7 protein-coding genes, 1 pseudogene and 1 riboswitch are annotated in these 15,178 nt (G+C 46.1%); of the genes and pseudogenes, 4 read left to right on the forward strand and 4 right to left on the reverse strand.

The genetic code is table 11. From position 1 onward, the window contains the following. Positions 1-3 precede the first annotated feature (3 nt). A complete protein-coding gene (locus T411_RS0106715) occupies positions 4-951 on the reverse strand; it encodes an HlyD family secretion protein (protein WP_000616209.1) in 948 nt (315 codons plus the stop codon). Between the two features lie 168 nt (positions 952-1,119). Then, entirely contained in the window at positions 1,120-2,373 is a 1,254-nt protein-coding gene (locus T411_RS0106720) for an aromatic amino acid transport family protein (RefSeq protein ID WP_000655352.1), read from the reverse strand. A gap of 336 nt (positions 2,374-2,709) precedes the next feature. Between T411_RS0106720 and T411_RS0106725 the strand changes: the two genes are divergently transcribed. After that, positions 2,710-3,573, forward strand: a complete 864-nt coding sequence (locus T411_RS0106725) for a DMT family transporter (protein WP_001260369.1) — start codon at positions 2,710-2,712, stop codon at positions 3,571-3,573. Between the two features lie 82 nt (positions 3,574-3,655). Here the strand turns inward: T411_RS0106725 and T411_RS0106730 are convergent, their stop codons facing one another. Beyond that, on the reverse strand, positions 3,656-5,008 hold the full coding sequence (locus T411_RS0106730) for a magnesium transporter (RefSeq protein ID WP_001912515.1): 1,353 nt from the start codon (positions 5,006-5,008) through the stop codon (positions 3,656-3,658). Positions 5,009-5,110: 102 nt separating this feature from the next. Next, a riboswitch (M-box (ykoK) riboswitch) is annotated at positions 5,111-5,280 on the reverse strand. A 521-nt stretch (positions 5,281-5,801) separates the two neighbouring features. Between T411_RS0106730 and T411_RS0106735 the strand changes: the two genes are divergently transcribed. From T411_RS0106735 to T411_RS0106745, 3 genes are read left to right on the forward strand one after another with little or no spacing between them, the layout of a single operon-like run. Next, entirely contained in the window at positions 5,802-9,242 is a 3,441-nt protein-coding gene (locus T411_RS0106735; RefSeq protein ID WP_001889586.1) for an ATP-binding protein, read from the forward strand. Between the two features lie 4 nt (positions 9,243-9,246). Next, the gene (gene vieA, locus T411_RS0106740) at positions 9,247-11,001 is read left to right on the forward strand and encodes a two-component system response regulator VieA (RefSeq protein ID WP_002034356.1); all 1,755 of its coding nucleotides are present in this window, start codon (positions 9,247-9,249) and stop codon (positions 10,999-11,001) included. 11 nt (positions 11,002-11,012) lie between these two features. Beyond that, the gene (locus tag T411_RS0106745; RefSeq protein ID WP_000290511.1) at positions 11,013-12,674 is read left to right on the forward strand and encodes a response regulator; all 1,662 of its coding nucleotides are present in this window, start codon (positions 11,013-11,015) and stop codon (positions 12,672-12,674) included. A gap of 33 nt (positions 12,675-12,707) precedes the next feature. On the opposite strand, the pseudogene T411_RS01000000119130 reads toward T411_RS0106745, so the two are convergent. Beyond that, a pseudogene (locus T411_RS01000000119130) lies at positions 12,708-15,127 on the reverse strand (M9 family metallopeptidase). Between the last annotated feature and the right edge of the window lie 51 nt (positions 15,128-15,178).

Raw genomic sequence — 15,178 nt, forward strand, 5'->3', positions numbered from 1 at the left:
TCCTTACGGCAAATCGACTTGGGCGGGCAAACCCGATGGCAGATCCATCGCACTCTCAGGCAGATCCACTTCGGCCAAATACATCAAACGTGAGCGCTCTTTTTCTGTTAACGCATAGTAAGGAGTAAAAGAAGGCTCATTCGCGACCCAGCGAATTTTGCCTTGATATTGATCTTTGATGCCGTCCACATGCACGGTCACCGTTTGGCCAACCACAAACGCTGCGCGGTGAGTTGCGGGCACATAAACCCGTGCGTACGGTAAGCGGTCGGCTTGCACAATCGCGACCACAGCATTGTTCGCTACGCGTTCACCAAGATGGTAAGGGAGACTATCGAGAATGCCATCGCGGGTGGCAAGGATAGTCAGTTCATCGAGTTTTTGTTGTTGCAAGGTGACATTGGCTTGGGCTACGGCCAGTTCGGCTTTGGCTTGTTCTATGTCTTCGATTCGAGCTCCAGCGGTCAATTTAGTGAATTCTTCATGTGCCGACGCCAACTCTGCTTGCGCAGAATCACGCGCTGAGCGTGCAGCATCCACTTCCGATTGACTGATCAACCGTTTTGCCACCAACTCTGCTTTACGGTTTAGTGTCAATTCAGCTTCTTTGTGTTGCGCCCGTGCTTTCGCGACGCGAGCTTGGGCAACGGCGATATCTTCGGGTCGCTCGCCGTTCGTCAGTTTAGTCAATGAGGCCTGAGCTTTGGCTTGTTGTGCCAATGCTTGAGTCAATAGGGTCGTTTGGATCTGGCTATCGAGCTTGACCAGTACATCACCGACTTTAACGTGCTCGCCTTCTGCGATGGGGAGTTCACGAATGATTTCGTTACTGGTTGCGCTGAAAGTGATGCGATCGCGCTCTAGGGTTCCTAATGCTTGAGGTGGGTTTTCTGCACTACAAGCACTGAGCAGCAACGCCAGTAGGCTTGCTATTGAGAGAGATTGAATCATGTGTCCACCGCCATTGTGCTCAATAACCTACATCTAAGTGTATGTTGTGATAAAGGATTGTTGCACTGATTATTGGCCAACTCTGTGACAGGTTGAACTGGATTTATTCATCAGAAATGAGGCAGTGTGGAATTTGGCTCCCAGCTGGGAGCCAATCGCGCAGGAAATTTAGCGAAGTAAACTGTAGAGCAAAGCCGAAACGGCGAGCAATCCAACCAGTAACACGAAGAAAGTGCTGAAACGTTTTTGATGTTCACGCAGGGCGGGCACTTTGAAGACGGCAATCATCGGCATGATGAACAAAATCATTGCGATGACTGGGCCCGAAAGCGCCTCCATCATGCCCAAAATGCTTGGATTGAGGATTGCAGCGATCCAGATGGTGACAAATAAAAAGCCGATGGTGAGACGTTCCGCCAAACCTAGTGATACCCCTAAGTTTTTGGTCAGTAGGCCAGATAAACTTTCACGCGCCCCTAAGAAGTGGCCGAGGAAGGAAGAGGTGATGGCGATGAAGGCGACCAGTGGCCCGAGCGTCGCGATGAATGGGTTGTCAGTGACATTGGCCAGATAAGTCAGCACCGAAACGTTTTGCGCTTTGGCTTCTTGCAGTGCTTGTGGCGAAAGGGCAAGTACACAAGAGAAGACAAACAGCAACACAAACAAAATTAAGATCACGCTAGTGTGGCGCAGAATCTGCTCAGACTTTTGATCAGCTTGTTCACCATAATGACGACGCTGGATATTGGCAAAACTTGAAATGGCCGCAGCATGGCTGAATGAGAACACCACTACCGGTACGGCCAGCCATACAGTGTGCAGGAAATCGCTGGTTTGCGGAAAATCAAACGAAGGCATTGACCAGTAAGGGAGCAAATACAGCGAGAGTAGGGCAAGGATCGCCGCCAGCGGATAAACCATGATGGCAAAAGCGCGCAGCATGATTTTCTCGCCACTGAGCATGATAGCGATAAGCCCAAACACTAAAGCACCAGAAAGTAGTGCGCGTGGCGGCGATACCATGTCCGCTTGGTTAACCAAGAAACTATCGACTGTGTTGGTAAGGCCAACACCGTAGATAAGCAGAATAGGAAAAATCGATAAAAAATAGAGTAGGGAAATCAATCGGCCAGCATTTTGGCCAAAATGTTCTTCGACCACATCAGTAAAATCGGCATTTGGACGACGTGATGAAAGTACAAAACGCGCCAGTCCACGATGCGAAAGATAGGTCATAGGAAAGGCTAATACTGCCATCAGCACCAGCGGCCAGAATCCGCCTAAACCAATATTGATCGGTAAAAATAAAATCCCTGCACCTACTGCTGTACCGAATAAGCTCAGTAACCAATAGGTATCATGTTGAGTCCATTTTGAGGAACGGGCAGCACTAAAATGGGTTACTTCCTGAGAGTCTTTCACTGAAATCTCACTTCTCTAAAAATAATAATGTGGCGAATCCTACTCCTATTAGTGGTTATGATCATTTTGCGACACTGGTCATAATCACTGAAATTTTCCGTATGTGCTTAGTTTGCAAACTATGAAAAATTGAAAAACTCAGGTTATTAATCTAAGTTTGTAGTTTTTGTTTGAAACTAAATACTAAAATTTTATGTTTTTTAGTAAATTTGATTGTTTGCTTTATTTTTGCTCAATGATAGGTGAGAAGGTGCTTAAACTGGAATCGACACTGGTATGCGGCACGCTTTTCGCGCACAATCGCTGTCATAACTCTTCTTATCAATCTTATGAAACATGCGTACTCGTTTTCCTGCTGAATTGCTGCTTGTTGTGACCACCCTATTAGCTGCGGGAGGCTGGGTTTTCTCGAAGCAAGCGATTCAAGAATTGCCCCCGTTTGGCTTTATTGGCTTACGCTTTATCGCGGCCTCGCTTTGTTTGTTGCCATTTTGCTTGAATGCGTTGAAACAAGCCTCACGGCAAGCGTGTTTACAATCGATGGGGGTCGGGGTTTTACTCGCCGCGTCACTTTTTTGTTGGATCCATGCCATTTCAATCAGTGATACCTTGGGTGAGGGCGCGTTTATCATGAGCCTCTCTATGTTGTTTGTACCGCTATTGGCATGGCCGATTTTCGGACAGCGACCGATTCGTGCCTTTTGGCTTTCACTGCCCGTGGCGGTCGTGGGACTATTCTTGTTGGCATGGAATGGCACTTGGCAATTTGCCGCGAATCAGTTGTGGTTTTTAGCGGCCTCATGTTGTTTGGCGCTGCATTTTAACTTCAATAGCCGTTTCTCAAGCCAGCTTCCGCCTATGTTATTGACGACCTTACAATTGTTTACTGCAGGCTGTTTGGGTATCACGTTATCTTGGTTAACTGAAAGTTGGCCTGCGACCATCAGTCTAGTGACCTGGAAGTGGTTTGCATTGAGTGTGTTACTGGCCACTAGCTTGCGTTATTTAATGCAAACCATGGGACAAAAGAGTGCCAATCCGACGAATGCGGCGCTACTGATGCTGTTGGAGCCGGTGTGGACGTTAGTGTTAAGCGTGGTGATTTACCAAGAAACCATGCCATTTAACAAAATGTTGGGCTGTGGATTTCTGTTAGCCTCTTTGCTGTTGTATCGAGTCAGCTTGCTGCGTTTGCGATAACTACGGAGCAAAGCAAAAGGCCTCATATAACACCGCCAGCATGACGCTGGCGGTGTTCGTTATACATTCAATCCAATGCGGGTTAAGCCAATTCAGGTAAGATCAGTTTGGCGATTTCAAAGTAGATGATAAGCCCAGTACCATCGACTAAGGTCGCGATGAGCGGTGCGGAGACTACCGCTGGGTCGACATTCATACGGCGCAGTACCATAGGAATGACCGATGATACCAGCGCGCTCCATAGCACTATCGCCAGAATCGTTAGCATCACCACCAAACCGATTTCAGGGCCGACACCCAGCGTCCAAGCACGGATCCACGCAGCCATTGCCATCGCCAGCGCAACCAGTGTGCTGGTTGACAATTCTTTGCGAAGTACGGTGCCAAGATTGCGTAAACTCACTTCACCGACAGCCATGGCGCGCACTATGGTGGTGGTAATTTGCGTACCACTATTACCACCAGTACCGATGAGTAGCGGAATAAAGAAGGCGAGGGCGATCGCCGCTTCCAACTGCTCCTCAAAAGAGCGTAAAACCGTGCCCGTGTAGGCTTCCGCCACAAACAGCACCAAAAGCCAGACAATGCGTTTTTTCCACAATTGCCAAGGTGACGTTTGTAGATAGCTCGCATCAAGTGGCATGGAGCCACCTTGCATTTCAGCATCTTCCGTGGTTTCTTTTTCTAAGATACTGACCGCTTCTTCCAGATGGAAAAAACCGACTAACTGCTGCTGATGTACGACGGGCAGCACCGATAAGTTATGCTCAAGCAGCAGACGCGCCGCTTGTTCTTGGTCAAGATCGGCATCGAGAGTCAGACATTGTGGCTCAATAAGGTCACTCAACGCCTGATCGGAATGCGCCATCAGCAGCGCTTTAGGATTGATGGCACCGAGTAACAAACCATGTTGGTTGGTGACATACAAACGATGACGAGCTTGCGGATCTCCCCAAGATTCGTACAGAACCTCTTTGGCTTCGACCACAGTTTGTGAGTCGAGAAGCGGTAAACGTTGCGTGTGCATATGCGCTGCAACGCTCTCTTCTCCCCAACGCAGGCGTTCCCGATAACGCTCCGCATTGATCGGATTCATCATGTTGAAAACGCCATGCAGCTCATCTTCATTTAAGCTACGTAAGGCTTTTTCGACAACGCGAGGATTGGCGTAAGCCAAGCCAAGATTGAGGGCATTGCTATCCATAACACACAATAAATGACCTGCACGGGGAGGAGATAGCAACAGGATCAGTTCAGCCAGTTGTTCACCAGTGAGCTGTTGTAAAACAAAATGAATTTCTGGTTCGGTGAGTTTGAACAGTTTTTCCACCCACTTATCGCGACGTGAAGAGTGCGCGAGTTTGCGAGCAAATTCATTGAGTTGTTTCAGTTGTGCTGCCGCAACAACAGAGTGGTTTGTTTTCATTACATTCATCACACATACCTCATGTGACTCAGGACAGACCTGAATTGTTTGAACTTTGATGCAAGAAAACAGCAGTAATTGGACGAGCGAAAAGGAAATGGTATGAAAAAGGCTTCATCCCCGAGTCCCAGCTTCAGCACTGCACAACGTATTCGCTCACGCGAAAGCCACTTGGGTTAACACCTTAATCCGATGAAAACTGTCCTGATCTTGGGCATCTCTGGATGTCGTGAGATCAGTGGCCTATGTTTGTACAGGAGCCTCGCCTAACGAGATGCTGTAATTACACAGTATATTTCCCTTTGACAAAAAATAGGCTTGAAGGCCATGACTTCCTCATCAAAAGGATTTTAATGCTCAACAGCTTGAGCGGCGGGGATTATAGGTGCGATAGATTTGCCAGTGCAAGCCGAAATGTGGTGAAAAATGTAATAGTTACGTAAAGTTTTGGTCAGAACTATGCATTTGCATGATATTGCTTGGTGCTGAATAAAATAATATTCATCTCACTAATTTTCTTCTGTAGGAATTTTCTCTCAAAAAGATCACAACAACAGAATAGGAGGATTTATTTACGCTAAAGCTATTAATAACGTTGCCTATTTTATCTTTATTACATTATTATTTATCTATAAGTGTGATCTCTGCTATGGGTCTGTGACGATTGAAACGATATTTCTTTACATTACTGTTAAGTGTTTTTGCATTATTTGTGCGTGCTGCGGATTATTTGGATCCGAATGAGCAAGCGTATGTAGAGCAAAAATCTACAGTCACCATTGCAGTATTAAAAGAAATCTGGATGCCTTACTGGGGTGGGACAGGTCAGGAGCCGATAGGTATTGAGCATGATTTTGCCTCAGGGATAGCCAAAGAGCTCGGGATCAACATTGAGTACAAAGGCTTTGATACCATTGAAGCCTTACTTAACGCCGTCAGCACGGGTAAAGCGGATATGGCGATAGGGTTTGGGCAAACCCTTGCGCGTGAAGGAAAGTTCCTATTTTCTAAGCCTTTATATGAGAATGTACGCGTTATTTGGTTACGCGATAAAGCCATGGAAGAAAAACCCTTTGCCAGTTTAAAATGGGTCTGTATTCAAGGCACATCCTATTGTGAAATTCTCAAAGATCGTGGTTATCCCAATATTATTATGGCTCGTAACTACAGCAGCTCTGTGGAAATGATTCGTCAAGGGATTGCGGATGCGACGGTGACAAATTATGTTTCCTTAAATCACTACTTAAGCCAAAAGCGTTTAGCATTGGGTAAAGTGATTTTTGATCCAGACTTGGGCGTACAAACAAACCGTATATTGATCAATAACAATGAGCCTCTGTTATTGTCAGCAATCAATAAAGTTATTGACGCTGACAAACAGGGACTGACGGAGAATAAATTAAATTCGGCAGATGTTTACTTCCTAAATGATCAAGCGAATTTAAATATTTTACGAAATGAAAATGTTAATCCAGTCGTTCGCTATACAATTCAAGACGACTTATTTCCGATGTCATATTGGGATGAAAAAGAGAAAAAATACAAAGGTTATGTACATGATTTATTAGAGAGAATCAGTACTAAGAGTATTCTTAAATTCGAGTTTGTTCCTGCCTACGGCCGAGATGTAGAAGATATGCTGCGTCATGGCAAAGTGGATCTTATCCCTAGCTTTAATATGACTTATGTCGATGACCGATATTTCATCCATACAGGCAGATACACGGATATCCAATTTGGCTATATAGAAACAACTCGGCCTTATACCACCCCAATTACTGGCATTCTTGATCGCACAGGCAAGTTTAACGCTTATATTGCGGTACAAAAGAATTTATCTGATGTGAAAGTATACCGCAGCATGTATGACCTTGAGCAAGCGTTAGAGAAGGGGGATATTACGCATGGGCTTCTTAATAAAGTACTGATTAATCAGATGTTGTTGGATGGTCATCAAGACGCTTTCAAACTCTCCCCATTGACTGAGGGGCAAGATCTTCGAGCCGATATGACGATGCTTGTACGTAAAGATGCCCGAGGTTTACAAAACATGCTGCAAAAGGTGTTAGCCACCTTCAGCCAACAAGAGATTGATGAAATCAAAGGTGCCTATGACCGAGTCACAGTTTATTTTGGCTATGACAAACAGAAAGTCCTGATATATGCCTTAATCATATTGTGTGGTTTATTAAGTATTGGACTTATTCTCACCTTATCGCTGAGTCGTTTACGCGGTAAATTACGCAGCTCCGAACAAGTTGCTAAGTTATCTACTGAGCAGCTACGTTGGTTGACGGAATTACTGGACGCCATTCCGAGCATGATATTTATTTCGGATGAAAAAGATGAGGTTGTGTTAACCAATGCGGCTTATCGGAAAATTTATCACACCTGCTGTGAAAAAGGGTGTGTTCAACCGCAGCCTGAGTGTTCATTTCTTGCGCTTCCAGACCAACATGAAGCGGAATTCTCGATCATTATTCAAGCTCCCAAATCTAATTGCTCTATCGGCGAACACTATTTCCATGTAACACGTCGTGCCATTTCTCACCCGATTAATCAACGTAAGTACTATTTAACGCTGTTCAACGATATTACGGAATTAAAAGAAACTGAGCAGGCTTTGCGTCAATCTAATGAGCAAGCGTTACAGGCGGTAGAAGCGCGAAATCATTTCTTGGCAGTCGTCAGTCATGAGTTACGTACACCGATTGCGGCGATGCTGGGACTGATGGAGATTTTGGCTTCACGTTTAAAAAACAGCGAAAGCCAACTGCTATTGACCAATGCGATAAGCTCGGCAGAGCGTTTGAAATTACACGTTAACGATATTTTGGATTTCTCAAAGATAGAGGCGCAGCAGTTACAGCTGGATATTGGGCTGTACAATTTAACCGATGAACTTGGGCCGTTATTGCGTGGATTTGAAGCCAGTGCCCAGCTCAAAGAGATTGAGTTTGATGTGATTTGGTCGCCGAATTCGTTACTGCTTGCGAACTTCGATGCCTTGCGTTTTAACCAGATCGTGACCAATCTTCTTTCTAATGCGATCAAATTTACTGACCAAGGACGAGTGGTTTTTAAAATCGACGTTGCACCTGAGATGTTAACTATCGTGGTCGAAGATACCGGTTGCGGTATGACTCAAACGCAAATCGAGTCGCTGTTTGTTCCTTTTGCACAAGCTGACAGCACAATCACTCGTCGCTTTGGTGGAACAGGCTTAGGTATGTCGATTGTCGCCAACCTGATTGAACTGATGAATGGCAAGATTGAGGTGAAGAGTGAGTTTGAGCAAGGGACGCAAATCCAAGTGAACTTGCCTCTTGTGACGCAAACTTGTGATGAGTTTCGTGGGCAAGTCGTTGCTATGTCTTATCGCTCCCCTTATATGCTGTGGGCAAAAGCGCTGGGAATGCGAGTGGAAGAGAATGAAGAGTGGGTCGAGCAGAGTGGCCACAATATTTATCCAGATTTGCTGCTCAATAGGCTCAGAGAGGTCTCCAATCTGACTCAGGCTCAAACTGAGCCTGCCCATTCTCGTTTGCTACAAGGTCACGTATTAGTGGCCGATGATGATGCGATTAACCGTTTATTGATCAAAAAACAGCTCAGTGAGCTTGGTTTGAGTGCCACCTTGGTGAGTGATGGATTGCAAGCTTTCGAAAAGCTCTCGCAACATCCTGAGCAGTATGATTTGTTGATTACTGACTGCCATATGCCACATCTTGATGGGTTTGCTTTAACGCGAAAAGTGAAGCAAGAGATATCCCTATTTAAAGGCGCAGTTGTGGGTTGTACTGCAGAAGATTCGCGCCTAGCAGCGGAACAAGCTCTGCAAGCGGGTATGGATAAGGTGATTTACAAACCTTATACCTTAGCCAATTTGCGCAAAGTACTCAGTCGTTATCTCACAACACAATGGGTCGCACTGCCTGAACAATCTTGGCTTGACGCTTACCAAGAAGAGGAACGCGAGGAGATGGCAATGGTAGTGGCTGAGTCACTTGCTCAAGATATCGCTTTACTCAATCAGCCAGACTGTGATGTCAAAGCACTGGCACATCGAATCAAAGGGGCAGCCGGCTCCCTTCAACTACAGCGGTTAGCCGATTTGGCTAAAACCGTTGAGAAACAAAACGATCCACAACAACTTGTGGCCGATAAGCAGCAACTGATCAATGCCATGCATGAAGTGGTCGAGCAGGCACAACAGTGGCTTCATCAGTATCAGAGCGAATAACGTTATGAAAATAATGATAGTAGAAGATGATCGAATTCAGGCGACTAGCCTGAAGCTCAAGCTAAGACAGCTTGGGTTGGATGACGTCATCTTGGCTGAAAACGGATTTGCTGCCTTAGAACTGTGTAACAAAGTGGGTATCGATTTGATGTTTTGCGATATTCGAATGCCGCAGATGGATGGGATCAGTTTGTTATCACAACTGAGTTTACAGGCACCTAAGCTAGGTGTGGTGATACTCAGCGCTGTGGAAGATACGATTCTTGAGTTAACCCACAACATGTGTAGTTTGGCTGGATTTGCTTATGTTGATCGCCTACCTAAGCCCTACGAAGTGGAGGATTTACAGCGTGTTGTCGAGGGGTTTCAAAAGCAAACGGAGCCCGAAACCAGTCACAAACCTGCAATCACGCTAACCTGTGACGAGATTGAACAAGCTTTTCTGCACGACCATATTTTTAATTACTATCAACCACAGTTTGATTTTCGCAGTGGGGCGATGGTCGGCGTTGAAGCGCTAGTACGTTACGAGCACCCAACTCATGGCATGTTAAGCCCAGCAGTGTTTCTGCCTTTAATTGAGCAGTGTGGCTTGCATGAGAAACTCTTCCTTACCGTATTAGAAAAGTCGGTCTCTGCACTGGCCAGTATTGGTGCTGACTTGCAGCTTTCCGTCAACATCAGCCAGCGCAACTTGCAACACTCAATCTGTGATCCCATTCTCGCCATCTGTGAGCGGTATGGTTTTCCCGCAAGCAAACTGACTCTAGAGATGACGGAGCATGAGGTGTACAACAGAACCCCGACCTCATTGGCCAACCTTGCTCGACTGCGAATGTATGGCGTTGGGCTATCGATTGATGATTTTGGTACGGGTTACGCGTCATTAGGTCAACTGGCTCAACTGCCTTTTACGGAACTCAAGATTGATCGCAGCTTTGTGCATGACTTGGCAACCAACTACAAACACCAACAATTGACCAATATGTGTTTGTTGCTGGCTCAATCTTTGGGGTTGCACTGCGTCGTCGAAGGGGTAGAGAACGAAGAAACATGGCAATACTTGCGTCAACTTGGGGTAGATACTTGCCAAGGTTACTACGCCGCTAAGCCCATGCCGATTGCTCAGTTGAGCGAACTTTACACTAAAAATCGTCGTCAGTGTTTAGGTTGTCAAAGCATGGATGATGGCTGGCAAATCTTGCTGGTGGATAACCATATGCTCAGCGCCACGGCATTACAAAAAGTGCTCAATAAAGAAGAGAACGTCAGCAAGGTGTTTGTGGCGCAAGATATTGAGCAGACGCTGCACAAACTGCGCGATTTACCGATCAACCTGCTGGTCGTCGAAAGTCGGTTTTTATCGACAATCAGTCCTGCGGCATTTCACGAGTTGCTTGAGCCTTACTATCGAGGGGCGCTCTTGGTGCTGCATGATGGATTAACCGCTGAAGCTCAAGAGGATGAGCCCAAAGCCATCGTCGTCAAAGCGAATACTTTGATGGAAACCAGCTCCCGGATCTTACTGCAAGCGCAGCAGAGCAATGTGCGCCCACAGGCGCAACAAGAAGAGCTTGCTCAGCTTTCTGAGCGAGAGTTGACGGTTGCGAAAATGTTAGTTGAAGGTCTAACGAATAAAGAAATCGCCTTACAACTCGATATCAACCAAAAAACAGTAAGCACTTACAAGACTAGGATTATGACCAAGTTAGGGATTAAATCGGCCATGGAATTGGTGCGTTTTGTAACATTAAAATAGTACCGAGAGTTATGGCTGTACCTACTTTTGCTGAATTAAAAGTTTTAATCATCGACGATGCGCCGATAGTCATTGCCAGTTTACGCAGCATGTTGCTCAAGCTGGGTTTCACTGAGCCAAACATAGTGTGGAGTAAAAGCCCACGAGCCGCGGTATTCATGGCCGGAAGGCAGAGATTTGATATTTTTATTTGCGATTACAACTTCGGTAAGGGGTTGAATGGTAAGCAAGTTTTTGAGGAGCTAAAACACTATAAACTCATCAAGCAAGACGCGGTATTTGTATTAGTTACAGGTGAGAATTCGGCGTATGTCGTGCATTCGATTCTGGAGCTCAAACCGGATGAGTATATCCTAAAACCCTTCAATATCATGACCTTGCAGGAGCGTTTAACTAACGCTATCTCACGCAAACATGCGCTCAAAGCCCTCTATCAAGCAGAACGCGATGGCGATGCTGAATTAGGTCTGAGTTTGTGTGACGAGCTGGAGCCTTTTTACAACGATTACTATTTCGTGATCCAAAAATTTCGTGGGGAATTTTTAACTCAGTTGCGCCGTTTTGATCACGCGCGCGAAGTCTACCTCGAAACGTTAGAGCATAAAGACTTTGATTGGGCAAAAATTGGTCTTGCGAATGCCCTCAAGCAGACCGGGCGTCAAGTCGAAGCCACACAAGTGATACAAGAACTGCTGGCGAGTGCTCCCAATAATGTGCGAGCTCGGGTGGAAGCGGCGAGCATCAGTCTATGCAATAACTCAATTCCTGAAGCCATTCACCATTTACAGGTTGCCAACCAAATTGTCCCCGGACATTCAGAGCGTGAATGGGTACTGGCGAATCTGTGCTTATCGGTTGGGGATGGAGCCTCTGCTCTCGAGCGCTATCGCTTGTATGTGGAAATTAACAAAGAGACTTATCGTAACAATCATCAGATGCACCTCAATTTTATTCGTACTTTGCTTTATGCCGCCCGACAAGCGGAATCGGAACAGCGTGATCTGTGGGTGCAAGAGGCGAAATCCATTCTGAAAGGGCTTTACGATAAAGGCCAGCATGAAGATCTGCTTGCCCAACTCGAATTAGTGGCTGCGCATTTAGCGATGGAAGAGGGTGAATTTGGGGTTTCAGTGGAAATTTTAAACAAGATTTATCGCGCTAAACCGTTCGAATTGTTTGAAGACCGCTACCATTTTACGTGGCTACTCAATGTGATGGGGTTTGACTCTGAATTTGCCAAATGCATCAGTTGGTGTAATGAAACCCTGTTAAATCAAGAAACAGACATCGTTTTAGAAAGTAAAGTGGCTTTAGCTAAGGCATTAAAAGAAGCTAATCAAGAGAAGCTGCAATGGCTTGAACAACGCTATCACGCACTTTGTAATAAACAGCAGACCATCGACTCGCTGCTTGCGATTTACATCGAAATTTTAGAAAAGTGCCCGACATTGCGTACTGTATGTATGAAAGTGGTGACGATATTTTCTCGCTACTGGCCGACGGCATTAACGGAATCGGAAGCAGAACGCTTGCTGAAAAGTTGTCATCGCACCATCCGACAACTGATGAATGAAGAAGAGTTACAGCAAGCTCAATACGCGGAGTTGTATCGAAAAGCACTCACTTTTCGTAGTCGCTATCGTTTACAGCGAACCGAATCAGTTGAGGCGTAACCGCCCTCTACAGAGGACGATTACGCCGTATCATCAGTCGAAATAGGCCACCATTTCGACCGTGTCGCCGAGTTGTTGTGCGTTTAACGAAAAGTGCACATAGCCTTCTTGTGTCACAGGAATACGCAAATACTCATGACTGCCCGCACCAGTTGAGGCGTGCTCAAACTGCTCTCGAGTTGGCCAATACGCTTTTGCTGCAAACAGATCGACATTGCCTCGGTTTTGTTCTGAAGCGGTGAGCCATACTTGTACTTCACTGACGCCTTTTGGCACGTAGATGGCGACGTAACGTTGTCGATGCACGGTAAGGCTTTGACTGTTACCCGCTTCTAAAAGCACAGGAGCAAGATCATCTTTGATAGTCGGTTGCTCATTAGGCTGTTCAGTGACTAGGTGTGTGTTGAGGATGACTGCTGAGTAATCCGCACGTCCTGTCACACTTAAATAGTAGCGTCCGGGTTTGATGTAACCATTCTGCTCAGGTTTGAAGGTAATTTGCTCGTTGCTGCCATAGGTAAATTCCGTTACCTGATAATCATAGTAATGGGCAACCTGCTGGTAGCTCATGTACAGATCGGCATCTCCCTCCCCGGAGATCTGAACGTGGAACTCTCGGCTGTACTCTGGCACATCCACATAGAACAGATGCTCGCTGTACGCCTTTCCTGTCAGTGTTAAGGACGAATTGGCCGCTAACTGAGTGACCGCATTGGGTTCTGGGTTAGGCTGTTCTGGATTATCTGGATTATCTGGATTATCGCGTTGCAATGTATCCAGCCACGCCGAAAACTCGGTGTTATAGCGTTCACCCAGTAATTTGACACTCTGTGCCCACTGATCAAACTGCCCAGTACGAGAGAGTGCCAGCAAGCTTTCCACGTCTTGTGGATGCTTTTCCAACATAAAGCGTACCGCTAAGTAGCCCCAGCGATAAATGCGGTTCGTATCATTCGAGTAGGTGGTAGCAAACACATCAGAAAGGCTCAATTTACCTTGAGAAATCAGCTTAACCGCCGCTTGGTAGCCCTGCTTATAATGCATATATTCCGCGAAACCTTCTAACCACCACACAATATGACCATGGGCTAAGTTATCACTGAACGAACCATACTGGTTGAAGCGCGCGTCCAGATAATGAGTGTACTCATGCTCTAAATTGAGAATCGACAAATCCGCATCATTGGCATAACGATAGGCGACAAAACGGGCTTGATTGTTTTGATCCGCAGGGTTGCCTTCTAAATACTGCCCGCCATTGTCGGTGGTATTGCCAAATAAAAACGAGGAGTAATTGACATAGCTGCTGTTATTGGCAAACACCACCACCTCAACGCGAGTGTTGTAATCATCAGCGACCGGTGCCAATCCCGTATTTGCCACTTGGTGAAAATCTTGCTCTTTTTTATCCAATACGTCACAGGCTTGCGCGGCTTGCGCATCGGAAAGATCTTGCGAGCGAATAATGGCAGGGCCTTGGCATTCAAAGCGGTTTGGCAAAATGCGCGCGGCTAAATCGCGCTTCGCTGCATCAAGATCGATACCGAGCTGTTGCAGCACCTCAGGTGCGTAATAATGCAACATCTCAACGGCAGCTAACCACAATTTGTCGTGTTTACTCCCTAAAGGATAGCGAGCAATCACTTGTCGCATCACATGACGAGCCTTTTGCTTGGTAATGGCATCTGGGCTAATCAATAAGCGCCAGTTTCACGCAGAGCGTTGTAAACCAAAAACTCAGCGTCGGTTTCTAATGCCCACTCATTGTCCAGAGCGAATCGATACAAGGTATCAATATGTTGAGTGTTGGCGGCTAAGTAGCGGTAAAACTCCGAGTTACCCACATGGCCAGACATCGCACGGAATAAGTTATTTAAACCATCGACCCATTGTGTATCTTGCGCCGTTTCTCGATTGAAGCGGTGCAGAGCTAAGATCATCGCATCCATAGTGAGCGGTAACTGCTTAACGTTATCCACCATTAAACTTAGGCTCTTCATTGCGCCCACCTGTTCACGGCCTTGGTCAAAAGCATGCGGATGACGTAAAAAGCGGTCGATCGATTGAGCAAAGCGTTGACTGAGTGCTTGAGAATAAGGTTCACGCCCAGCGTTATAACGCACGTAATACGCTGCGCGAATGAACTCACCATAGTTTTCCAAGCGACGAGCTTGCTGCGCTTCACCAGTATAGCGAGCAATTTCAGCATCGAGCACAGTTTGTAAATGCGCTAGAGAAGCTTCGCTATAGAGGTTATCCAAGGTTGCCGTTGGTGCGTAAAACCATGAGTTGTAACAAGCTTGTGTAGCCACGGCAATTTGCGCAGGAAGATCGCGCGCGGGCTGTAAATCTTGTATCTCACAAGCTGCTTGTGAATAGGAGGAGTAAGAAAGACCAGCGATGACGCACGCCCAAGCAATGGGGTGATGTTGGATACGTTGTTGAAAAGACACTGCAAAACCTATTTATGATGAATATATTTGGGCTGTGGTTTATAAGGTCTT

Source organism: Vibrio cholerae ATCC 14035 (assembly GCF_000621645.1).
Lineage (GTDB): Bacteria > Pseudomonadota > Gammaproteobacteria > Enterobacterales > Vibrionaceae > Vibrio > Vibrio cholerae.

Bases quoted from the DNA above. Each gene is read 5' to 3' on its own strand.
- T411_RS0106715 (WP_000616209.1), bottom strand. From the start codon at position 951: ATGATTCAATCTCTCTCAATAGCAAGCCTACTGGCGTTGCTGCTCAGT.
- T411_RS0106730 (WP_001912515.1), bottom strand. From the start codon at position 5,008: ATGAATGTAATGAAAACAAACCACTCTGTTGTTGCGGCAGCACAACTG.
- T411_RS0106735 (WP_001889586.1), top strand. From the start codon at position 5,802: ATGCCTTACTGGGGTGGGACAGGTCAGGAGCCGATAGGTATTGAGCAT.
- T411_RS0106725 (WP_001260369.1), top strand. From the start codon at position 2,710: ATGCGTACTCGTTTTCCTGCTGAATTGCTGCTTGTTGTGACCACCCTA.
- T411_RS0106745 (WP_000290511.1), top strand. From the start codon at position 11,013: ATGGCTGTACCTACTTTTGCTGAATTAAAAGTTTTAATCATCGACGAT.
- vieA (WP_002034356.1), top strand. From the start codon at position 9,247: ATGAAAATAATGATAGTAGAAGATGATCGAATTCAGGCGACTAGCCTG.